Raw genomic sequence first — 22,012 nt, 5'->3', positions numbered from 1 at the left:
AGAGCTTGTCTATAAAGGAGTGAGACAGTGGGCGAAGATAAAAAGGTTATTAGAATACCGATTTCTTATATCCAGAGAATGAAGAATCAAAAGGGAATAGGATATATTCCCTGTGAAGTTTCTGGTAGATATCTTATGTTTGATAACCATGTTCATGATAATGGTTTAATTATGATGGATGTTATGACTAATAATGGTGAAGCGGATAAGAAATTATGTGAAATGGTTCTCAACTTTGATGATCTTGCTAAATTAGTTGCAGAAGTTAGCGACAGTAGAAAAGATTAAGCACAATTCAGACATAGTGGAGGAATGAGTATAAAAATGACTCAAAATACATTAAAAGGAACACTATCTATATTGGCTGGGTTAGCTATCCTGTTATTATGCCTGTCAATTTGGATGAGAACTACAGGATACCAATTACCTAAAACGACATATATTATTGATGGCTATACTCCTGTTTTGGGGCATCAACTTGTACAGCCTATTCAGAGTTTCTTGCTGAATTCAAAAGTGATGCTTGTGTCTGGACTATTGTCGGTGCTGTGCTTTACTGGATTATATGAATTGAATAAGTGAAATAGGTATAATTCTTAATAGGGAGATGGAACATCTGTTACGCTTAATTGCGTTTCATTTAAGACGCATTGACGTAACGTTGCGACGATGATATTTGGAAAGAAGTGATAATATAAAGTGTGGGAACAATTAGCAGGACTTTCATTCAAAACACTAAGTTGGGGTGGTTTAGTAGCTTTCATAGCAGCACTGATACCAGTAGTTAGGAAGATACAACCTATTACTACTCTGACTTCAACAAATTTAGAAAAAACGCTATTAACTAAAGAAAAACGATTATTTGTTAAATTAACATTGTTTTTTACGCATTCAATAATGTATCTAGGTGTTATTGGATTTTTCTATTATTGCTTTTATGGATTATATACTAATACATTTTTTGAAATATCCGTGGATGCTATGCAAATAGTATCAGCATTATTAGCGTATGCGTTATTTATTTCTAGCATGTTCCTATTTCATTTGGCCTTCTCTGAGAAAAGTCTAATCGAGCGCATATCAGGGAATAGAAAAAAATTTATAGTAACCTACTTAACTACACTTTCAATATTTATAACTTCCGCAACATTTTATATCCCCAGTTTGTCAGCCTCACTTGTTATTGAAAGTAACTACTCTCATAAAAACACTAGAGAGCTAATGGTTCTGATTGTGGTCTATGTACTGTTTTTCTTTATTTACAGCATTGGAATAATGGCTGTGCTGAAGGCATTGACAGCACAAATGGATAAAAAGTTAAATTTGATTAGTGGAGAATCATTCTATATTCATCTTCAGGAAAATGATTCTAAAAAATGGTATGTTTATTATCCAACAAGTACTGATTTGTTCCTGTTAGGGGATACTCCTTCATCGAAACTAACTAACGTATTTATGACATTACCTAAAAAAGATTTACTAGCAAAGAAGATTCATGTTCAACGTTCCAGTGATGAAGAAGAGTAGATTAGGGAAGGAGAGTTATTATGTTTGAATTAGACGATACATTAAAAGAAGCACTGAATGATGTATTAAAAATAGAGGGCTTAATCAAAGCTATGAGCCAAAGTGAAATAAAGTTTTACGAACAGCTTCAACAAATAGGTTATGTTGTATTTACACGAAAAGCAATAGGCATGGGAGTAGTTGAACTATCCGGGAGTGGGAGATCATATTTAGAGAAATAAAAACTAGCATTCAATAATTTTTTTTACTTGAAGTTAAAATTTAGAGAGGCGGTACAGGATGGCAAAGATTAAAACTGCGAAGGATTGGAGTAAGGTTAATCGTTCAAGCCTTGGAGCAATTTACACTTGTCCTAATTGTAAAAATATGAACGCCAAACCGCTGATGAATTCAGAGGGGAATCCGTATTGTTCAAGTTGCTTAGTTAATTACAATAAGGTATTTATCATGGCAAAAAGAGAAATGGTTGAATATCTGAATCGCGGCCTTATTAAGAAACCGTTTAGGGGATAGCCATGTTTAACTTGAAGCATCATGATAAACTAAGCAATTTAGAATTATAGAGGGGAATGAAATCAATGAGTTTCAGAAAACCAATTTCAACATTAGGTGGTTTGAAATACTGGGTGAATATAGAACAAAATAAATTCTTCATTATGCAGAAACATAAAACAGGTTTATGGCCTTATAAATATCGTATTCTAATGCGTGAGAATCGAATGGAGATCGCTAATTCGAACGATATTATAGAAATTAAATATGATTGGAAATACTTAGACGACAATACAGTTCCGCAACTTAATCAGAGGATTGATTGGTTAAATGTAGATGTTTCTAATCTAGTTGATATCGTGCTTAACAGTATAAAGTTAAAACTACCAGTAGGACGGAAATAAAATAATCTTATCTGCGTTAGCTATTAAGCCCAAGAACACGCTCCCAGGGCTTTTTCTTTGTGTCTTCATATTTGGACCTCGGATCATTGGCCATTCGTTACAACAGGTTATGTAAGCTGTGAACGGTGTTACAGTATCCTCTATTCGTTAGTGTCTGCTTCAAACTGCATAAGTATTGATATGTCGGAGATTTCTAGTGCTGCTGCAATCCTTTCAAGCATTAACAGGTTAACCTCTTTCCTGTCTTCATTACACAATTTAGAAATTCTTGATTGTGGAACTCCTGAAATCTCTTCTAATTGTTTTTGAGTGATGTTTCTGTCTTTTAGAACTTCTTTTAATTTGACTTTAATTTTTAACAATTTAATTCCTCCAATGTTGTTGACAAAATATGACCATTAGCGTATATTATGAATATGACCACAAGCGTATAAATACTACCTCATATTACCACTCCTCAAGGAAAATGTACACTATTTCCTCTATTTAGTCATGTCCATTTATCCACATCCTAATTTCACACATGTGCAGAAAGGAGCAACCACATGAAACAAATCACAGCACGTATCAGCTTCTTCACATCCAAGCTCAATCAATACTCTAATCAGCGTTACGATTACCTGCTCAGACGAAGCCAGAAGTAGCATCTAATCGTTTTGACAGGCTCATGTTGTACAAGACACTAAAGCATCAGCAAATAGAAATCTTTAAGGAGTGATGAACAATGTCACCATTATTAAAGAATGAACATACTCAACCTACACTGGAAATCATGAACTGGTTAAAGCCATCATTTGACGCTCGTATTGAAGCGCTGCATGATTTCTTCCTAAGTACTGATAGCCAAAGCACCTACAGTAAACTTTTTAAGATACTAAATGAGGAAGGTATTCCTAATGAAACGTTAGATCAAATCTTTGATATCTACGTTGAGGGATGTATGACAATGATTGCCCAAAGTTACATGTACGGAGTTGAAGAAGTTTTACGCCTAAAACACGTTTGAAAGAGGAGATAACAACGATGGAAACACAAATTACTATTCGACAAGTTGAATTATCTATCAACATTGATCCATCTACAGTAATAGTTTTTGATGAAATGGAGAAAGTGCTGGATACCCAGCATAATATACACATGTTCATGACAATAGCAATTGGATTAGATTGCAAACAGCCTAGAAATAAGAAGAGAAGTATTTAACATTCTCAGCGACATGAGAAAAACAAAGATGCACGAATATAGCCTATCACAATCCGAATTTTTACACTGGCATGAGATTGATCCAGTATTAGCGCTTAGTCATTTGTTAGTTGAGAAAATAGGAGACATACATATTACATTGATTGATGAATATCAGGTAACACCTGAACAAATATATAAGCGGCATGTGAATAATAACGATATGTACTTATTTAGCTTATTACATCTGATGTAGTGGGAATACTGCAATAATGGAGGGAATGAACAGTGTGAAACGGTATATGGCTGGTAAGCGTATCAATGATAATTTATATGTTCGCACTAAAGGTGGAAACTGGATTGCACGATCAAAACTAATAGAAATGGATAGAGAACAAAGCTGTCACTAATGGTGATGATCTTTTTTATGGATACAACTATTATAATTGTATGATGAACCCTGTAACATATTGTATAATTATCTGGATAAATATTCATAAGGAGAATGTACATGAAGAAGAAGCTGCAAGTATTTATATCGTCTACATACATTGATATGATTGAGGAACGACAAGCTGCTGTATCAGCGGTTCTTAATGCTGGTCATATTCCTGCTGGGATGGAATTGTTTAAGTCTGGCGACAAGTCTCAGAAAGTAACTATACAACGCTGGATACAGGAATCAGATGTATACATGCTGATCCTGGGTGGACGTTATGGAAGTATTGATGAAGAGACAGGCAAGAGCTATACACATTGGGAATATGACTATGCTGGTGAATTAGGTAAGCGTAGATTTGCGATTGTGATTAATGATAAACGGTTAGATGAGAAAGCAAGAGAGAATAAGGATTATTTAGAACGGGAAAATTTTAAAGAGTATCAAGCATTTAAAAAAGAAGTACTAGGGAATATCTCTAAATTTTATGAAGACTTAAAGGACATCAAACTAGTAACAATGGAATCGTTAAAGGAATTTGAATCAGATGATAACCTGATTGGATGGGTTAAAGCTGATCAAGTTGGTATTGCAGAAGAGACATTAAAAGAGAATGTAGCCTTGTTGAAGGAGAATGCAAAGTTGAAGGCTGAGTTAGTAAAGGGTAGGGAACAGCAGAAACAGAAAGTAATGATTGGTGAATGGGATTATGAGGAGTTGAAAGGCATCCTTAAAGCAACCTTGATTACTTTACCAAAAGCTATATCAAAAACTGAAGACAAAGTGAGTTTGCTAAATGTCTTAATTACTTTAGCTGATGATTTTGCTACGGGCATTACTAATAGTAGCGGAAGTGAAGAAAGTACTATTTCAGCCTATTATAATCTTACACCTAAACTTATGTCTTATGGTATTTTAGAAAAAGTGAAAGTTGCAGGGGTTAAATATGAAAAGATTCAAACTTCAAAAGAAGGACATAAATTCATAGCAAAATATAATTCAGAAAAAATAAAAAATTCTAAACCTGCAACCTTGGCTGAGCCTGAGAAAGCAGTTACTCCTGCGAAACGTCCAAGAGCAAAAGTTAAACCTAAACCAGAAATGAGTACAAACAATTAAATTGTTTGCAGTATATGTTCTACTCCGCGATTAATGTTATTCGTGTCGATACCTAAATCATAATCAAGAATCCTATATATTAAGGGTTCTTGATTTTTTTGTTTTTATGTTTATTTTACTCATAATTATGTAAAGAAAATGCATGAAACTGTATATTATGCATATAAATGTTAGCTATTACAGGGTCCAACTGGTCACTTGTTGCTGAACTTTGTATCTACCGCTCTGCTACTTTGATCTCTACCAGAACACTTAACCGTAGCGGAAATGCATCGGGAACGCAACGTTTTCCGATTGCGGACACTTATGTTGATACAGCTCCGGCTACTGCTTCTGTATCCTACCAAGTTCGTGCAATTGTTACCACGGATAGCAATATAACCTCAGCAACAGTTATCAATCGAAATCTCAATATTATTACTTTCACTCCCTAATTCCGCTCCACCCAGCAGATTAAAAGTAAAATAGCCTTAGCCCAGAAACTGAGCTAAGGCTATAAATGCATCTGAGGACAATTGAATCATACTCCGTAACTGCTAAACGGAACATACCGCTACCCCACCGGCAGATAGCCCTCCACGGCGGCTATCATCCCGTAAGCCCCGTTGCTCTTGTTGCAGAGAGTAGTGATCGTTAGACCACGTTCGGGATAGTATGCGGAATGGAAGCTGATCCCGGGATCGTAGCCCATGATGTGGTACTTTAGCACCTTCTCGCTGGGGCCGACTTGTATCCACACGCCATAACCGTAATAGCTGTCCTTTCGCTCATAAATATGCGGTGTCAGCAGCAGAGCCGTGATCTCTGCCTGTAACAGCTTGTGTTCAAGCAAGCCGCTCCACAGCTTATGCATATCCGCCGCCGTAACAAATGCCCCTCCGTCCCCGCCTCCGACCACCGGAATGGAGTAGATGTTGCTGGTCTTTTTCCCATTGCTGCTGTCGATGTATCCCTGAGCGGTGTGGGCCGGAAGCGCATCAAGCGCGAAGTAACCGGAATCCTTCATCCCGCAAGGCAGAAAAATATACTGTTCTACATATTCCGTGAACGGTTGCCCGCTGACGGCTTCTACGAGCATAGCAAGCATGATATATCCTGCATTGTTATAGTGAAAACGCCCGCCTGGGACGAATTTCATAGGAAGTCCGGCGAACAGCGGGAGGAAATCTCCAGGCCGCCTCAGCGTGTACATCGGAGTCTCCTTCCACAGTGCCGCGAAATCCTCCATCTTCTCTTCATCGAAGTAATCCGGTATGCCCGAGCTGTGAGTCAATAGCTGATGCACGGTGATCGCTGGGTCGAACAATGGGAATTCCTGCTTCGGCAGGATGTCCAGTATTTTGGCGTCAAAAGAAAACAAACCCTGCTCTGCGAGCTGGCAGACCGCAATGGCGGTAAATAGTTTGCTGCCGGAAGCAATGGCGAAGCGGGTGTGGGCCTGGTTGAGCCGTACGTCCCCGATATTAGCTATCCCAAAAGCTGCGGCTGCAAGGACATGCTCCCGTTCCGTCACTTGTACGACCCCTGAGAACCCCGTCCGCCGGGCCTCTTCACTGATAATCTGGACCAGCTTGTCCTTATTAATCTGATGTGCAGGCTTCATCCTATGAAGCACCTCCTGTCTGAAAATAAGCACCATTACCCTGTTATATTTCGCTGCTTGGGAGAATTAACCTTTATTCATTAGCGGTAAGCCGTAAGAGTGTACTCTGCGCGTAAGGTTTATCTGCAAAGGACAAGAAATGCTGTTCCAGTTTGGCAGGGCGGTACATTGTGGACATTTTGCGAGATGAGATAGTATAAATGCAAACATGACAAACATGAGCATGCATCCGGGGAGGAATTAGAATGGCACTTCATCAAACGATTACAGTCTTGAACGCACTGGACAGCGCTTATGTTAACGGTAAGCAGGTCAAGCAGTTATTCGCAGAATATCCTGCGGTTAAGGTTGAGATTCAGAAGGTGGAAGGGGAGAAGGGCAGCACAGAATTCGTCAAAATCACGATCCCGGGCAGCGAAGGCAAGCTTGGCGGCGGATCTGCACCAACGTTCGGCATTGTCGGCAGACTGGGGGGGATCGGGGCGCGCCCGAGCCGGATTGGCCTGGTCTCTGATGCAGACGGTGCGGTAGCGGCGATTGCTTCTGCGCTGAAGCTGGCAGACATGCAGACCAAAGGGGATGTGCTGCTGGGAGATGTGCTGGTGACCACCCATATTTGCCCGGATGCGCCGACCCTGCCGCACGAGCCGGTGGATTTCATGGATTCCCCTGTGGATATTCTGCAGATGAATGAGCATGAAGTGCTGCCGGAGATGGAAGCGGTTCTATCGATTGATACGACCAAAGGCAACCGTGTGGTTAACCACAAAGGAATCGCCATCTCGCCGACCGTTAAAGAAGGCTATATTCTGCGGGTCAGCGAAGATTTGCTGCGGATCAAGGAGATGACGACAGGACAGTATCCGGTTACTTTTCCGGTGACGACTCAGGATATTACCCCTTACGGCAACGGGCTGTACCATATCAATTCCATTCTTCAGCCTGCGGTAGCTACCTCTGCTCCGGTGGTGGGTCTCGCGATTACTGCCCAGTCTATGGTTCCGGGCTGCGGTACTGGTGCCAGTCATGAGGTGGATATTGCTCAGGCGGTGCGTTTTGCTATCGAGACGGCCAAGGAAGTAACGCAGGGGACATGCTCCTTCTACAACGAGGCGGAGTTTGCCAAAATTACTGAGCTGTACGGCTCCATGAGCGTGCTGCAGACGCTTGGTAAACCTGCAGTCACTTCTCACTAACAGGATATTGGTATTGCAGGTAGGCGCTGAATTTCCTTCAGCGCCTGCTCTGCAATCACTGGGGGTAGCAGAAGCAGGCAAGACAGCAGAGGAGGGAAGCGCATGAAGAATATCGGGCTGATTACGATTGGGCAAGCACCCAGGCAGGATGTCGCGCCCATCATTGAGAAATATCTGGAAGGCAAGGCGGGACTAGTTCAGTCCGGGGTGCTGGACGGGTTCACGGCTGAACAGGTTAAGGAGTATTACAGTCCAGCCCCGGGGGAGTATGTGCTGACCACCCGCATGGCGGACGGGTCCGCTGCGGTAATCTCGCGGGAGCGGATACAGTCCGTTCTCCAAGGGAAGATTGATGCTATGGAAGCCGCTGGGATTCGGACGATCCTGCTGGCGTGTACGGGAGTTTTTCCGGGACTTCATACGTCTGCTGCCCATCTGATTGAGCCGGACCGGATCATTCCTCCGGTCGTGCAGGCGATGCTGGACGGGCGCCGTCTGGGACTGATTGGCCCTTTGCCGGAGCAGGAGGACGCAATGATTGAGAAATTCGCAGGCGCCGGAGCCAGGCTGCCGTTCGCTGCGGCTTCACCTTATACGGGTACGGAAGCGGATTTTCGCGCCGCAGCAGAGCGTCTGAGCGGTCATGCGGATGTGTTAGTGCTTGACTGTATGGGATATGTGGAGCAGCATAGACAGTGGGCGGCCTCCGCAGGAGTGCCCGCCGTGCTGTCCAATGCCCTGATGGGCAAGCTGGTAGCAGAAATGGTGTAATCCGGGAGGAAATGCAGATGAGTGAAGCAAGAATAGCAATTAGCATGAATGTACTTAAGGATTGTCTCGCGCTTGCCAGCGGGGAACTGCTGGCCGTCGTTGCCGACGATGACAAGCGTGATCTGGCCGAATCGGTGTATGAGGCAGGCAAGCGGCTGGGAGCGGAATCGATGCTGCTGGTGATGCAGCCCCGGAGCAGATCCGGGGAGGAGCCTCCGGCTCCGGTAGCTGAAGCTATGGCGAAGGCGGATGTGGCCGTATGCATCACGACCCATTCGATGACACATACAGCAGCACGCAAGCAGGCAGCCGCAGCAGGAACCCGGGTAGCGACCATGCCGGGGATCACCGATGATATGTTCAGCCACGGCGCGATCACTGCGGATTATGGGCAGGTGAAGGCGCTGACCGAGCAGGTTGCTGCGCTGCTGTCTGCGGGCAGCCGGGTGCGCGTGGAGAAGGAAGGGATGGTTCTTAGTTTCTCTATTGACGGCCGGGATGGCATTCTCAGCACCGGGCTATACCTCAATCCGGGCGAATCAGGCAATCTGCCCTCAGGTGAAGCTTATATTGCACCCCTGGAAGGCACGGCTACCGGCCAGATTAAGGTGGACGGCTCGGTTGCAGGGATCGGTGCCTTGGACGGCCCGATGGTGCTGACCGTGGAAGATGGACGGCTGATCCATGCCAACGGGGAGCATGGCGGCAAGCTGCTGGACATGCTTGGCGATGGCGATGGCCGGCTGCTGGGCGAATTCGGCATCGGGACCAATAACAAGGCCCGGATTACAGGCGTGGTGCTGGAGGATGAGAAGGTGTACGGGACGATCCATGTTGCTTTTGGCAGCAATAATACGTTTGGCGGGGTCGTTGCGGCTGGCGTGCATATTGATGCTGTGGTCATGAAGCCGGATGTGTATATCGACGACAAGCTGATTATGCAGGCTGGGGAGCTGCTGTAAGCAGAATGGAAGCTGCTGATTGCAAGGTTAAATAAGCCGCACCACAGATTTGGACGGTGGGTGCAATCGCCACTGTAGTGAACCTTTGGATTTCCGGCTGCTATTGCTGTTTACGGCTGAAATAGGGTGGCTGGTTATGCTTTTGCAGCATCTAAATCAAGGCGGTCAGGAGGAGATAGGATGCTTGGAATCATACGTGTCATTACATTGCAGGAGAACTCTGCAATCCAGTTACATGGAGATTTAATTGAGCGGCGGTATGGTCTGCCGGTGATGAGCCGCTGCATCCCGGATCAGCCCCGGGGTGTGTATGATGCGCAGACTGAGGCGGAATCCATTCCGAAGATTATAAGGCTTGCCGGGGAACTGGAGCAGCAGGGATGCACGGCTATCGGCATCAGCTGTGCTGCCGATCCGGCACTCTTGGAAGCCAGGGCAGTGGTGAATGTTCCTGTGATGGGAGCGGGCTCCTGCGCGGCCCATATGGCTATGGCTTACAGCAACCGGGTGGGCGTGCTGACGATTCTGGAAGAGGTGCCGCCGCTCATCCGCGGTATTCTCGGCGGGGCTTACATTGGCATGGACCGCCCCGACGGCGTGACGACCACGCTGGATCTGAACACACCCGCCGGACGGGAAGGCGCGCTGGCGGGGGCCGCCCGGCTGGTGGAACGCGGTGCTGAAGTCTTGGTGCTGGCCTGCACCGGCTTCGCGACCATCGGACTGGCGGCGGAGTTGGAAGAGCGGCTCGGCATCCGCGCGTTCGATCCCATACTCTGCCTTGGGGCGGCTGCCGCTGCGTCAGCCTCTGGTACGGGAGAGGTGCATCGCTCGTAGCAAAGCCTTGTCTTGGGTGGTATTGCAGTTTGCTGAAATTCGCCGTTCCTGTAGGTGTGGGGCAGACGTGTGTAGGCGATGTGCGGCAAACTAATGTGTGGAAATTAATGAGTGGCAAACTAATGTGTGAAAACTAATGTGTAGCAAACTAATAGCTATGATCTCCTTAAAGCGTTCCTCCTGGCTCAGGCCCGGGGACGCTTGTTTGTTGTTAGGGAATTGGTGGAGCATTAGTGCCCCTGAATTCGGCGGATGGACTATGAGGGTAGTAGGTCCGGGGGATAACTTTCGGGGAGCAGGAGAGTGGCGCGGCGTGGATGAGTAACATTTGACATTTACTCTGTTCAGTGAATGGTAGCGGAAACAAATTAGGGAATAGTTAGTTACAGAACCGTTGAATTGTTGTTGTGCGCCGTGCTGATTAGAGCAGTTAGTGAGGAGAGTCTGACATAGGTAACATATCTGCATAGATCTGCCGTCCGAAACCAAAGGGATAAATCCCTTTGATCCGCCCCCTACACTCCTCAATCCCTCTCTCCTTCTCTCACCAACTTCCCATTTACTGCCCCTATCGACTTTCACCCCTCCCAAGCCCTTCCCCCTGCAACCGCTCTCCGACCATCCAATCGGCCATCCAATTTATTCCTAATGCGCTTTCACACCGAAAATATCGCCAACTGGATATGATTTTCCTGTGGCTCGGCGGGAATCTCTGATAAACTAGCGGGAACGCAAAAAGTGGCTGGCGGCAGAGATGTGGCATATTTCAGGAAAAATCATGAAATACTGAAGACAGCAGAGGGAGGCGGAAGGGTGAATACACGAGGAATTACGCTGCGGGAGCTAATGGAGCTCTCGGTTCTTGGGAAAGCGAAGGTCATCAGCGGGGAGCAGGGGCTGGACCGGGTGGTCCGGTTCGTGGATATTATGGAGGTCCCGGATCTGAAGGGCTGGATCAGCGAAGGGGTGATGCTGCTGACGACGGCCTATTCGATCCGGCATGATCCTTCGCTGCTGACCGAGGTGATCTACACGCTCGACAATCTGGGCGCAGCGGCGCTGGCGATCAAGCCGGCCCGCTTCCTGAAGGAGATCCCTCAGGGGGCCATCGAGGCCAGCAATGCCTGCGGTCTGCCGATTGTGGAGATCCCGCCCGAGATTCCGTACACGGATATCACCCAGCCGGTGATGGAGCTGCTGCTGGGACGGCAGGCGATGCTGCTGCGCCGGGCGGAGGAGGTCTACCGCACGCTGACCACCATGGTGCTGGAGAACAGCGGCATTCAGGCGGTCAGCGACAGCGTGGCCGAGTTCCTTAAGGCCCCGGTAGCACTCGTGGATACGGAGCGGAAGATTATCGTATCCTCCCCGGCAGACTATGACTGGGCGCAGAGCGCCGCGCCGCTGAGCTGGAACATCCATGTGGACCGCCGGACGGTTGCCCGGCTGCTGGTGGACAAGGAGCAGCTGGATGATATGGAAGAGGTGGGCATCGAGCAGGCAAGGCTCGTCTTCGCCTTGGAGCTGATGCGGCGTAAGGTAGCCGAGGATACGGAATTCCGCCTGCGCGGCAACTTCATCGATGAGTTGCTGACCCCGCCGCTGCCGTCCAGGCATGAAGTGCAGCGGCGGGCCCGCCAGCTCGGGATGAACCCGGAGCACAAGTGGGAGGTGGCCGTCATCGAAGGGGAGACGGCGCCGAGCGAGGAGACGGTGAACCGGCTGCTGGAGCGGGAGGCGAAGAAGCGGGGCGTCACACCGCACGTAGAGTACCGTTCGAGCCGGGCGGTGCTGTTCCTGCCTACGCAGGAGGGGCGCAGGTTCACGCCGGGCGGTGACGCGGAGGAGCCGTGGGAGAAGACGCTGAGCGGCTGGCTGCAGGACAAGGCAGAAGGCTTAAGCAGCTACCGCTGCGGTATCGGCACCTCGGAATATCTCTGGGACATCCACACCAGCTATAACGAGGCGCGCAAAGCACTGTCCATCTCCAGAAGGCTGGGACAAGGTCCCGGCGGAATTACCCGCTATGAAGAGATGGAGGTCTATCATCTGCTGGAGGGGCTTGGCGGTCCGGGGTTCGAGCAGCTGTTCGAGCGTAAGCTGGGCAAGCTGCTGCAATACGACCAGGAGCATGACAGCAATATGCTGCTGACCTTTTATCATTATCTGGAGTGCCGGGGCAGTCTGATTGAGACGGCGAACAGCCTATATATCCACCGGAACTCCGTCAAATACAGGCTGGAGCGGATTCGGGACATCACCGGCTTCGATCTGAATGATCCGCGTGAGCAGTTCGTCTGCCACTTGTGCCTGATTTACTACTACCTCCAGGAAAAATAGGGCGCTTTGGAAGATTTCTGGAATGCCATGTGAGTAAATATAACATTCATAGTCCTTGATAGTGCACAATCGACAAACGGTTGTGCATTTTTTTAGCTGAACGGGACGTAGAGGGGCTGTGAAATTCTATGTAGAATTAGCTCAACACTTTAATAAGACAAAGCATACACGCATTACCTGACATGAGAGCGGAATTCCGTCACAGAGGCACAGCAGTCGAAGTCGTAAGGGGGTTGATTCATTGTTTGCTTATACATTAAAAAGATTGGTGCAGATGATTCCAGCCTTGCTCGGCATTATTGTCATCACCTTCATTCTGTCGAGAGTGCTGCCGGGTGATCCTGCGATTATGCTGGCCGGAGAGCAGGCTCCAGAGGAGATTGTGAACAAAATCCGCCAGGATATGGGGCTGGACAAGCCGCTGTATATCCAGTTCTTCGCTTATATCGGACAGCTGCTGCAAGGCGATATCGGCTATGCCTATCACACCGGACATTCGGTCGCCAGCGACCTGGCCTCACGCTTCCCGGCTACGATCGAGCTGACCCTGGCCAGCATCCTGATTGCGATTCTGATCGCCATCCCGGTAGGCATTGTGGCTGCTACCCGTAAGGAGTCTCTGCTGGATCACATCTCGCGTGTGTTTTCACTGATAGGTGCTTGTGTGCCGATCTTCTGGCTCGGACTGATGTTCATCTATATTTTCTACTCCATTCTGGGCTGGGCACCGGCGCCGATGGGCCGGATCAGCGGGGATCTCAACCCGCCGGTCCATATCACCGGGCTGTACGTACTGGACAGCCTGCTCTCCGCAGATACCGCCGCACTCAAAAGCAGTCTCGCGCATCTGCTGCTTCCGGCGATCTGCCTCAGTACCGGTACGATGGCGATCATCGCCCGGATGACCCGCTCCAGCATGCTGGAGGTGGTCGATCAGGACTTCGTCCGCACCGCCCGAGCCAAGGGGCTGCGGGAATCGGCTGTCATCTACAAGCATGCACTGGTCAATGCGCTAATTCCCACACTAACGGTGCTCGGACTCCAGTTCGGCTTCCTGATGGGCGGCGCGGTCATCACAGAGACCATCTTTTCCTGGCCGGGAATTGGCGGCTATGTCACCGACTCCATACTGGCGGCGGACTACGCGCCGATCCAGGCGTTCACCCTGGTCAGTGCCGTGCTCTACTGCGGAATTAACCTGGCGGTCGACCTGATTTACGGGTTCATTGACCCGAGAATCCGTTATGAATAGAACAGCTTGTGTGAGAGGAGGAGATTGCTTGTGAGCACTGCAGCACATTCAGCACAGGGCAGTCCGGTGAAGCCCGCACCGGCCAAGCCCCGGACCCTATTATCCCTGCTGCTGCACAACCGCCTGGCAGCCATCGGGCTGACCTTCATCCTGATCTGGACCGTGGTAGCCATCTTCGCCCCCTGGCTGGCTCCGCATGATCCGTTCGTCACGGATATGGCGAGCAAGCTGCAGCCTCCCTCCGGCAGCCACTGGTTCGGAACCGACAACTTCGGCCGGGATATCCTCAGCCGGGTGTTGTACGGCGCACGGATCAGCATCTGGACCGGCCTGATCGCGGTCTCGATCTCCTTCCTGATCGGGATGCCGCTGGGCGGGATTGCCGCTTACTACGGCGGCCGGACCGGAACCATCATCATGCGGGTCATGGATGTATTGTTGTCCTTCCCGTCACTGGTATTGTCGATGGCGATTGCCGCCTCGATCGGCGCCGGACTCAGCAGCGCAATGATCGCCGTCGGCATTGTCGGCATTCCCGAATTCGCCCGGCTGATGTTCGGCCAGACGGTCTCGCTGCGGGAGAAGGAGTATATCGAAGCCAGCCGGGCCATTGGTGTGAAGGATAGAGTCATTCTGTACCGTCACATTCTGCCGAATGCTCTGGCTCCGCTAATGGTGCAGGCTACGCTCGGGATGGGCTTCGCCATCCTGACCGCGTCCAGTCTCAGCTTCCTGGGGCTGGGGGTCAGACCCCCGATTGCCGAATGGGGCGCGATGATCTCCGAAGGCCGGGAATATATCATTTCCGGGCAATGGTGGCTGGTTACTTTTCCAGGCCTCGGCATTGCCACCTCCATCTTAGGCTTCAACCTCCTCGGAGACGGTTTCCGGGATGTGCTTGACCCGCGGTTGCGTTCGGGGAAATGAGGCGAGCAGGGGAATCCCCCAAGGCCGCCCGTCCCGGTAGAGATAGATAGATTAACGTCAGCTGGAGCGCAAGCGGCAGACAATCATCAGAAGCACAAGTAGTTGTTATGCAGGCAGGATATAGAAAAGGGAGGAATTATCGATGAAAAAAGTTAAACTGTTGTCCACACTCGTCGCTTTTTCAATCATGCTTGCCGGATGCGCCAGCAGCGCCAATCCGCAGACCCCTGCTGCCACTTCGGCAGGAACGGATACTGCAGCAACAGCAGCCCCGGTCAAAAAGAACCTGACGGTGGCCTATTCCGAGGGCGGCACCACGCTCGACCCGGCGGAAGCCAATGATCTGACCTCCGATACGCTTGTGCTGGCCGCTTATGATCAGCTGGTCACCTACGGCATCAAGACCGAGAATGGCGCCAGCATCGCCAATACCGAAGACATCAAGCCCATGCTCGCAGAGAGCTGGGAAGTGAATGCTGACAACACGGTGTATACGTTCAAGCTGAAATCCGGCGTGAGCTTCCAGAGCGGCAATCCGGTGGATGCCGAGGCGGTGGCGTACTCATTTGAACGTGTGGCGAAGTCCAGCTCCGGCAGCTTCCTCTACGGCATGGCTTCAATTAAGTCGGTGGCGGTAAAAGACCCTTCGACTGTTGAAGTTACTCTGACGGGTGCCAATCATAATTTCCTGCAGATTCTGGCGATGTACACCTTCTCCATCGTGGACCAGAAGACGGTAGAAGCACAGGGTGCAGACTACCTGAAGACGAATGCCGCCGGTTCCGGCCCGTTCAAGCTTACGAAGTGGGACCCGGCTACCGAAGCTGTTTTCACAGCTAATGATAGCTACTGGCAGGGTGCGCCAAGCCTGGGCAAGGTAACCCTGAAGTTCACCAAGGAAGCCTCCAACCGCGTGCTGCTGCTAGGTAAGGGCGATGTAGACATGGCGATTGAGATTCCTCCGAAGGATGTGTCAACGCTTGAGACCAATAAGGCGCTGACCGTTGCTTCCAATGCAAGTAACCGGATTCTGTTCTTCGCCATGAATAACAAGGTCAAGCCGTTCGACAATGTAAAAGTCCGTCAGGCGATCAACTATGCGATTCCTTATGATCAGCTGCTGAGCGGGGTGATGTACGGCCAGGCCAAGCAGATGAAGAGTGCGGTAGCCAGCAACACGCCGGGCTTCACCGATGCAGGCTATGTGTATGAGTACAATCTGGACAAGGCCAAGGCACTGCTGAAGGAAGCAGGCTATGAGAAGGGCTTTGACTTCGACTTCACGCTGGGCTCCGGCTTCGATGACTGGGAAGATGATGCGGTCCTGATCCAGGCCGAGCTGGCCAAAATCGGAGTCAACATGAAGATCAACAAGCTGGCCCGCGCCCAGTTCCTGGAGCAGCAGAAGACCAATAATCTGACCTCTTATATCTCGAAATGGACTTCATTCGTCAATGATCCCGGCTACCACCTCGGCTTCCTGCTGTACGGCAAGGGCTCTTCCAACTATATCAACTATCAGAACGCTGAAGTAGACAAGCTGTGGGAGCAGGCGAACCTGGAGACAGATACGGCGAAGCGCACAGAGCTCTACAAGCAAGCTCAGGAGATCATCACGACAGAAGCACCTTGGGCGTATCTCTACGAATATAACCGCATTGTCGGAATGAGCAATAAGATCAGCGGCTACGCCTTCTACCCGGACGAAGTCATCCGCTTCTATCCGCTGTCGATTACAGAATAAGCAGGTTTGGCTAAAAGAGAGCGGGCAGGCCTTAGGCCTTGTCCCTCTTCTTTGTCACAAATTCACAGTTCCTCCTGCCAGCCGCAAGGCGTGCAGCCTGGAACACAAAGGAGAATTCGTAACCCATGACAGACTGGAAAAGCAAAGTGCTGGAGGCCATTGATGCCGGGCAGGAGGAACTGCTTGCGTTGTGCTCTCAGCTGATCCGTTACCCTTCGGAGAATCCGCCGGGCGATTCACGGGAGATCAGCGCTTATATTATTGGTTATCTGAAAGAAGCCGGGATCGATACTGCGATCTATCCGGCCACCGAAACCATGTTCAATCTGGTGTCCACACTGGGCGCAGGCGCGGAGGAGCGCACCGGCAAAAAGCTGATTTACTGCGGACATACCGATGTCGTTCCGGCCGGAGACCGCTCGCGCTGGGATTTCGATCCGTTCTGCGGCGATATCGTGGACGGCTATCTGTTGGGCAGAGGCGCTTCGGATATGAAAGCAGGCCTGGCCGGGTTAATCTACGTCACTGCACTGCTGTCGAAGCTGGGTGTTCCGCTAAAAGGGGATCTGTCCCTGCTGATCGTGCCCGATGAAGAGACCGGCGGTCACCTCGGGGTTCCCTGGGTGCTGGAGCGCGGCCTGATTACCGGAACCGCTGCTGTGATTGCCGAGCCTTCCGGCCCGCTGAACCCGACCATCGGGCAAAAGGGCAGCTGCTGGTTCGAATTCACCGTCGAAGGCACACCGGGTCACGGCAGCCTGTCGCCAGTGGTTGGAGACAGCGCCATTGTGAAGGCTGCCAAAGGAATTGAAGCCTTGCAGCGGCTATGGGATATCAAAGTGGACATTCCCCAGGAAGTTCAGGAAATTATCCGCATCTCGCAGGATTACGTGAAGGGCAGCGAAGAAGAAGATTCCCTCGCCTATCAGGTATTCGACCATGTGACGGTCAACATCGGGACGATTCAGGGCGGAACCAAGGTGAACGTAGTGGCGGACCGCTGCACCATTCAGGTCGATTCCCGTGTACCGTTCGGGGTAGACTACCGGGATGTGCTGGACCGTGCCCGCTCCCTGCTGCTGGAAGCCGGCATTGAATCCGAGGTGAAGGGCTTCGGCTTCCAGGGCAATGCCAACTGGACCTCCAATGAGGAGCCGGTGGTCAAGGATCTGGTTGAGAGTATCTGTGAGGTAAGCGGTGAAGAAGCCTACGGTGTGCTGCAATGGGCTTCCAGCGATGCACGTCATTTCCGCACTCATAACATTCCTGTGCTGCAATACGGCCCGGCCGAGCTGTCAACCATTCATAATTTCAACGAGAAGGCTCCTGTCTGGCAGATTATCCAGTGTGCGAAGGTCTATGCCTTGACGGCGCTTAAATATCTGGGTGTGGAAGAAGAGAAATAGTTACTTAAAAGGATATTTTGTAGGGAGTTTTTTGGGGTCCCCGCAAAGTACCTGACTAATTATCGAAGCAAATACTTCACTTTGTGGGGTACTGGAGGGAGGGGCAATCATGACAGAACTGCTGGAAGTATCAGGGCTATGCACCGAATTTCAGACAGCGGCGGGTACAATCCGTGCGGTGGACGGCATCAGTCTGTCAGTGCGCAAGGGAGAGACACTGGGCATTGTAGGCGAATCGGGCTGCGGCAAAAGCATTACCTCACTCTCAATCATGCAGCTCTTGCCCAAACGGATCAGCCGGATTGCTTCCGGCCAGATCCGCTTCGAGGGCAAGGATATGCTGGAGATGTCGATTAATGAGGTGCGGAATATCCGGGGGAACCGGATTGCGATGATTTTTCAGGAGCCGATGACCTCACTGAATCCGGTGTTCAAGATCGGCCGCCAGATCTCCGAATCCGCCCGTTATCATCTGAAGCTGAGCAAGAAGGAGGCGGACGCGCGGGCGGTGGAGATGCTGCGCAAGGTAGGGATTCCCCGGCCGGAAAAGATTGCCCAGCAGTATGCCCATCAGCTCTCCGGCGGGATGCGGCAGCGGGTGATGATTGCAATGGCGATGGTCTGCAATCCTCAGCTGCTCATAGCCGATGAGCCGACGACAGCGCTGGATGTGACGATTCAGGCGCAGATCCTTGATCTGATGCGGGATCTGCAAAAGAACGAGGGGATGTCGATTCTGATGATCACGCATGATCTGGGGGTCGTCGCCGAGATGTGTGACCGGGTCGTCATTATGTATGCCGGTCAGATCGTTGAGGAGACGGATGTCGCTACCCTGTACAATCAGCCGCTGCATCCGTACACCCGGGGGCTGCTGGCATCCCTGCCCCAGCTGGCGGGGGATGAGGACCGGCTCAGCTCGATACCGGGCCAGGTGCCGAATCCGGCCAGCCTGCCGCCCGGCTGCCGGTTCGCGCCGCGCTGCCCTGTGGCGGTGGACCGCTGCCGGGAGCAGCTCCCCGAGCTGCTTGAGGTGCAGCCGGGCCATACATGCCGCTGTATCCTGCAGCAGGAGGGGGTCCTATGACTACATTACTGGAAGTCCGCAATCTGAAGAAGCATTATCCGATCCGCCGGGGCTTCTTCGCTAAGCAGGTCGGTGCAGTCAAAGCCGTTGACGGCATTGCCTTATCCGTAGAGCAGGGAGAGACGCTGGCTGTGGTCGGAGAATCCGGCTGCGGGAAATCGACCACCGGCCGGGCCATTCTGCGGCTGATTGAGCCGACAGAAGGCGAGATCGTGTTCGGCGGCACCGATGTGCGCAGCCTGAATACCGAGCAGCTCCGCAGGTTCCGTACCGATATGCAAATGGTGTTCCAGGACCCTTATGCTTCTCTCGACCCGCGCTGGACCGTCCAGCGCATTCTGGAGGAGCCGCTCCGTACCCACGGATCGGCTCCCGCCGGAGAGCTGAAGAGCAGGGTCGAGCAGCTGATGGAGGTGGTGGGCCTGTCCCCCTATCAGGCTCACCGCTTCCCCCATGAATTCTCCGGCGGCCAGCGGCAGCGGATCGGGATTGCCCGCGCGCTTGCGCTGAATCCGAAGTTCATTGTCTGCGATGAGCCGGTATCGGCACTGGATGTGTCCATCCAGGCCCAGGTGCTGAATCTGATGCAGGATCTGCAGGAGCAATACGGCCTTACGTATATGTTCATCTCCCATGACCTGTCGGTCGTGAAGTTCATCAGTGACCGGGTAGCCGTTATGTACCTGGGGCGGATTGTCGAGCTTGCGCCGACGAAGGCGCTCTTTGCAAACCCGCTGCATCCGTACACCCAGGCGCTGATGTCCGCCGTTCCGGTGCCGAATCCGGGCCTGAAGAAGCAGCGCATCGTGCTGACCGGGGATGTTCCGAACCCGGAGACACCGCCACCGGGCTGTGCCTTCCACCCCCGCTGTCCGCATGCGATGGACCGCTGCAAGTCGGAAGCGCCGGTGCTGCGGGAGCTGGATTCGGGCCATCAGGCGGCCTGTCATTTGTATTAAGCAGAGGGGCCATCCGGCAGCGGGTGGCTCTTTGCTTTGGCTGGATGCGAAAAATAGCATACAATGGGCTTGAGCAAGGCAGGTGAGCCAAATGTATGCGGAAAACAGCATACAATCAGCCGTCGCCAGCCGCGCGGGCCAAATGTATGTGGAAAACAGCATAGATTGTGCTCGCACGCAGGCACGCGGGCCAAATGTATGTGGAAAACAACATAGATTGTGCTCGCACGCAGGCACGCGGGCCCAATGTATGCGGAAAACAGCATACAATATGCTCGCACGCAGGTAATCCTAGTCATCCGTTAGGACGACTTTGTTTATCCTTCTATTTCTCGCTGAAACGGTACCGTCCTTTAAAAGGACGACAAAGTCGTTTCCACTTGTGCATACTGGATCAGATTCAAAGCCTTTCTCAGGCTAAACCCGGCCAGCCCGCCTGACCCGCCCTAGCCCACCCCGCACCGCAGACTTTAGCCCTATTTATTATCCCGGATGGGACAGTGTCTCCCGTCTAGGCAGAATGACTTATTTTTACAGGATCTATTCCGTTGTTACGAGAATATCGTTTCAGAAATAACACTGAAATATTTCATTGTTATTTGAAAAGACACCCAAACCCTTTTATAATTACTTTAAATTAAAACTGATATGGGAGGAGATGGGAGAAGCAAGTGAACAAACCACGTGAATTATGGATTGATGCCGCCAAGGGATTCAGTATTATTTTTGTCGTTATGGGCCACTCCGGCGATGCGGCAGCGAACCATTATCTGTCCTGGTTCCGGATGCCGTTGTTCTTCTTGCTTAGCGGGCTGCTGTTTAAGCCGGTAGAACCCGGACGTTATCTGCGCTGGGCAGCGACCCGGACGCGGGGGCTCATGACTCCCTATTTTGCCTACGGACTCCTGATTGCGGCAGTGCTGCTGCTGTTCAACCTGAATATCAAGGGGTTCGCGGAGAATGTGGCGAGGCTGCTGTACGGAGGATTATCCCTGACGGGTCCTTACGGGGTGTTCTGGTTCATCACCTGCCTGCTGTTCACCCAGCTGCTCTTCGGATATATCATCCGTTATTCCCGCAGCATCCAATTTCTCATTATCGCCTCCGCGTACCTCCTCTCCCATGTGATCTCCCTGACTGCGCTCAAGAACTTCAACCTTCCCTGGAATATAGATGTGGCGCTGCTCGCCATCACTTATTATGCCATTGGCTTCTACGGCAAACAGCTAATCCCTGCGCTGATCCGCCGCTATTCGGCGCTCCCGGTGCTGCTGCCGTTGTGCGGACTTGTACTGCTGCTGGAGCGGACGGGGGTCATTCAATACAGCCTGAATATGAAATACAAGGAGTATACCTCGCTGGTGCTGGATCTCGCGGTTCCGCTGCTGATCTCGTTGACCATTTGTGCGGTGGTGTACCGGCTCTCCAAGCTGATACCGCTGGACTGGATGGGCAGCCTCGGGCGCAATTCCATTGCGATCATGTACCTGCATCTGCCGCTGAATTACAGCCTCAAATATCTGCTGGGTGCGGATTACGGGCTGATCCCCTTTACGCTGATTGGGGTGGGCGTGCCGCTGCTCGTTGCTATGTGGGCTGTGCGGTCTCCCGTACTCTCCAGACTCTATCTCGGGCATAAGGGCGGGGCCCGTCCGGTGTCCAGAAGCATCAGCTGACTCTTTGGCCCATGCTAACCTGAACAGAGGCACTCTCAAGGATCGGTGACGAACCTTGGGAGGCTTCTTTTTTTCTGCGCTGAAATGGA

The 22,012-nt window shown here is 50.7% G+C and carries 23 protein-coding genes; 21 read left to right on the top strand and 2 right to left on the bottom strand.

Annotated features, from left to right (window positions below; translation table 11 throughout):
- Window positions 1–27 precede the first annotated feature (27 nt).
- From MHH28_RS11380 to MHH28_RS11355, 6 genes are all read left to right on the top strand, one after another.
- Window positions 28–288 (top strand): hypothetical protein, encoded by a 261-nt coding sequence (locus MHH28_RS11380; RefSeq protein WP_405114915.1) that lies wholly within the window; start codon window positions 28–30, stop codon window positions 286–288.
- A 24-nt stretch (window positions 289–312) separates the two neighbouring features.
- Window positions 313–582 (top strand): hypothetical protein, encoded by a 270-nt coding sequence (locus tag MHH28_RS11375; RefSeq protein WP_405114913.1) that lies wholly within the window; start codon window positions 313–315, stop codon window positions 580–582.
- A 117-nt stretch (window positions 583–699) separates the two neighbouring features.
- Window positions 700–1,527 (top strand): hypothetical protein, encoded by an 828-nt coding sequence (locus MHH28_RS11370; RefSeq protein ID WP_405114911.1) that lies wholly within the window; start codon window positions 700–702, stop codon window positions 1,525–1,527.
- A 20-nt stretch (window positions 1,528–1,547) separates the two neighbouring features.
- The gene (locus MHH28_RS11365; protein WP_405114909.1) at window positions 1,548–1,748 is read left to right on the top strand and encodes a hypothetical protein; all 201 of its coding nucleotides are present in this window, start codon (window positions 1,548–1,550) and stop codon (window positions 1,746–1,748) included.
- A gap of 58 nt (window positions 1,749–1,806) precedes the next feature.
- Window positions 1,807–2,040 carry a hypothetical protein gene (locus MHH28_RS11360; protein WP_405114907.1) on the top strand — a complete coding sequence of 78 codons (234 nt, stop codon included), beginning with the start codon at window positions 1,807–1,809 and terminating at the stop codon, window positions 2,038–2,040.
- 65 nt (window positions 2,041–2,105) lie between these two features.
- Complete coding sequence (locus tag MHH28_RS11355) at window positions 2,106–2,423, top strand: hypothetical protein (RefSeq protein ID WP_405114905.1); 318 nt, start codon at window positions 2,106–2,108, stop codon at window positions 2,421–2,423.
- 140 nt (window positions 2,424–2,563) lie between these two features.
- On the opposite strand, the gene MHH28_RS11350 is transcribed toward MHH28_RS11355, so the two are convergent.
- Window positions 2,564–2,785 carry a helix-turn-helix domain-containing protein gene (locus tag MHH28_RS11350; RefSeq protein WP_405114903.1) on the bottom strand — a complete coding sequence of 74 codons (222 nt, stop codon included), beginning with the start codon at window positions 2,783–2,785 and terminating at the stop codon, window positions 2,564–2,566.
- Window positions 2,786–3,147: 362 nt separating this feature from the next.
- On the opposite strand from MHH28_RS11350, the gene MHH28_RS11345 reads away from it, so the two are divergent.
- The 3 genes from MHH28_RS11345 to MHH28_RS11335 all read left to right on the top strand — a co-directional run bounded on the left by MHH28_RS11345 (window position 3,148) and on the right by MHH28_RS11335 (window position 5,163).
- Entirely contained in the window at window positions 3,148–3,429 is a 282-nt protein-coding gene (locus MHH28_RS11345) for a hypothetical protein (RefSeq protein ID WP_405114901.1), read from the top strand.
- 17 nt (window positions 3,430–3,446) lie between these two features.
- Complete coding sequence (locus MHH28_RS11340) at window positions 3,447–3,626, top strand: hypothetical protein (RefSeq protein WP_405114899.1); 180 nt, start codon at window positions 3,447–3,449, stop codon at window positions 3,624–3,626.
- Between the two features lie 490 nt (window positions 3,627–4,116).
- Entirely contained in the window at window positions 4,117–5,163 is a 1,047-nt protein-coding gene (locus MHH28_RS11335; protein WP_405114898.1) for a DUF4062 domain-containing protein, read from the top strand.
- Window positions 5,164–5,716: 553 nt separating this feature from the next.
- Here the strand turns inward: MHH28_RS11335 and MHH28_RS11330 are convergent.
- Window positions 5,717–6,766: a serine hydrolase domain-containing protein gene (locus MHH28_RS11330; RefSeq protein ID WP_405114896.1), complete on the bottom strand. Its 1,050-nt coding sequence runs from the start codon at window positions 6,764–6,766 to the stop codon at window positions 5,717–5,719.
- Window positions 6,767–7,011: 245 nt separating this feature from the next.
- On the opposite strand from MHH28_RS11330, the gene MHH28_RS11325 reads away from it, so the two are divergent.
- The 12 genes from MHH28_RS11325 (at window position 7,012) to MHH28_RS11270 (ending at window position 21,923) form a co-directional block, all read left to right on the top strand.
- Complete coding sequence (locus MHH28_RS11325) at window positions 7,012–7,962, top strand: DUF1177 domain-containing protein (protein WP_036732037.1); 951 nt, start codon at window positions 7,012–7,014, stop codon at window positions 7,960–7,962.
- 102 nt (window positions 7,963–8,064) lie between these two features.
- Entirely contained in the window at window positions 8,065–8,733 is a 669-nt protein-coding gene (locus MHH28_RS11320; RefSeq protein ID WP_339249466.1) for an AroM family protein, read from the top strand.
- Between the two features lie 17 nt (window positions 8,734–8,750).
- Entirely contained in the window at window positions 8,751–9,695 is a 945-nt protein-coding gene (locus tag MHH28_RS11315; protein WP_405114893.1) for an aminopeptidase, read from the top strand.
- A gap of 180 nt (window positions 9,696–9,875) precedes the next feature.
- Entirely contained in the window at window positions 9,876–10,532 is a 657-nt protein-coding gene (locus MHH28_RS11310) for an aspartate/glutamate racemase family protein (RefSeq protein ID WP_405114891.1), read from the top strand.
- Between the two features lie 813 nt (window positions 10,533–11,345).
- Window positions 11,346–12,872: a PucR family transcriptional regulator gene (locus MHH28_RS11305; protein ID WP_405114889.1), complete on the top strand. Its 1,527-nt coding sequence runs from the start codon at window positions 11,346–11,348 to the stop codon at window positions 12,870–12,872.
- Between the two features lie 241 nt (window positions 12,873–13,113).
- Window positions 13,114–14,124, top strand: a complete 1,011-nt coding sequence (locus tag MHH28_RS11300; RefSeq protein WP_405114887.1) for an ABC transporter permease — start codon at window positions 13,114–13,116, stop codon at window positions 14,122–14,124.
- A 30-nt stretch (window positions 14,125–14,154) separates the two neighbouring features.
- On the top strand, window positions 14,155–15,051 hold the full coding sequence (locus MHH28_RS11295) for an ABC transporter permease (protein ID WP_405114885.1): 897 nt from the start codon (window positions 14,155–14,157) through the stop codon (window positions 15,049–15,051).
- A 142-nt stretch (window positions 15,052–15,193) separates the two neighbouring features.
- Entirely contained in the window at window positions 15,194–16,795 is a 1,602-nt protein-coding gene (locus MHH28_RS11290; RefSeq protein WP_405114883.1) for an ABC transporter substrate-binding protein, read from the top strand.
- 125 nt (window positions 16,796–16,920) lie between these two features.
- Window positions 16,921–18,201, top strand: coding sequence for an ArgE/DapE family deacylase (locus tag MHH28_RS11285; RefSeq protein WP_339249455.1), 1,281 nt, complete (start codon window positions 16,921–16,923; stop codon window positions 18,199–18,201).
- Between the two features lie 109 nt (window positions 18,202–18,310).
- On the top strand, window positions 18,311–19,288 hold the full coding sequence (locus tag MHH28_RS11280) for an ABC transporter ATP-binding protein (RefSeq protein WP_405114881.1): 978 nt from the start codon (window positions 18,311–18,313) through the stop codon (window positions 19,286–19,288).
- Window positions 19,285–20,247, top strand: coding sequence for an ABC transporter ATP-binding protein (locus MHH28_RS11275; protein ID WP_405114879.1), 963 nt, complete (start codon window positions 19,285–19,287; stop codon window positions 20,245–20,247). The genes MHH28_RS11280 and MHH28_RS11275 overlap by 4 nt, the downstream gene beginning before the upstream one ends.
- 671 nt (window positions 20,248–20,918) lie before the next feature.
- Entirely contained in the window at window positions 20,919–21,923 is a 1,005-nt protein-coding gene (locus MHH28_RS11270) for an acyltransferase family protein (RefSeq protein ID WP_405114877.1), read from the top strand.
- Window positions 21,924–22,012: the final 89 nt, after the last annotated feature.

The organism is Paenibacillus sp. FSL K6-1217, assembly GCF_045040735.1.
Classification (GTDB): Bacteria; Bacillota; Bacilli; order Paenibacillales; family Paenibacillaceae; genus Paenibacillus_AQ.
Note: the sequence above shows the minus strand (reverse complement) of the source record. Positions and strands in the feature narration are given on the sequence as shown.

Excerpts from the sequence above, each read along its gene's own strand:
- MHH28_RS11335 (WP_405114898.1), top strand. The coding sequence starts at position 4,117 with ATGAAGAAGAAGCTGCAAGTATTTATATCGTCTACATACATTGATATG.
- MHH28_RS11375 (WP_405114913.1), top strand. The coding sequence starts at position 313 with ATGAGTATAAAAATGACTCAAAATACATTAAAAGGAACACTATCTATA.
- MHH28_RS11340 (WP_405114899.1), top strand. The coding sequence starts at position 3,447 with ATGGAAACACAAATTACTATTCGACAAGTTGAATTATCTATCAACATT.
- MHH28_RS11355 (WP_405114905.1), top strand. The coding sequence starts at position 2,106 with ATGAGTTTCAGAAAACCAATTTCAACATTAGGTGGTTTGAAATACTGG.
- MHH28_RS11280 (WP_405114881.1), top strand. The coding sequence starts at position 18,311 with ATGACAGAACTGCTGGAAGTATCAGGGCTATGCACCGAATTTCAGACA.
- MHH28_RS11320 (WP_339249466.1), top strand. The coding sequence starts at position 8,065 with ATGAAGAATATCGGGCTGATTACGATTGGGCAAGCACCCAGGCAGGAT.
- MHH28_RS11325 (WP_036732037.1), top strand. The coding sequence starts at position 7,012 with ATGGCACTTCATCAAACGATTACAGTCTTGAACGCACTGGACAGCGCT.
- MHH28_RS11330 (WP_405114896.1), bottom strand. The coding sequence starts at position 6,766 with ATGAAGCCTGCACATCAGATTAATAAGGACAAGCTGGTCCAGATTATC.
- MHH28_RS11290 (WP_405114883.1), top strand. The coding sequence starts at position 15,194 with ATGAAAAAAGTTAAACTGTTGTCCACACTCGTCGCTTTTTCAATCATG.
- MHH28_RS11285 (WP_339249455.1), top strand. The coding sequence starts at position 16,921 with ATGACAGACTGGAAAAGCAAAGTGCTGGAGGCCATTGATGCCGGGCAG.
- MHH28_RS11315 (WP_405114893.1), top strand. The coding sequence starts at position 8,751 with ATGAGTGAAGCAAGAATAGCAATTAGCATGAATGTACTTAAGGATTGT.
- MHH28_RS11275 (WP_405114879.1), top strand. The coding sequence starts at position 19,285 with ATGACTACATTACTGGAAGTCCGCAATCTGAAGAAGCATTATCCGATC.
- MHH28_RS11345 (WP_405114901.1), top strand. The coding sequence starts at position 3,148 with ATGTCACCATTATTAAAGAATGAACATACTCAACCTACACTGGAAATC.
- MHH28_RS11360 (WP_405114907.1), top strand. The coding sequence starts at position 1,807 with ATGGCAAAGATTAAAACTGCGAAGGATTGGAGTAAGGTTAATCGTTCA.
- MHH28_RS11365 (WP_405114909.1), top strand. The coding sequence starts at position 1,548 with ATGTTTGAATTAGACGATACATTAAAAGAAGCACTGAATGATGTATTA.
- MHH28_RS11310 (WP_405114891.1), top strand. The coding sequence starts at position 9,876 with ATGCTTGGAATCATACGTGTCATTACATTGCAGGAGAACTCTGCAATC.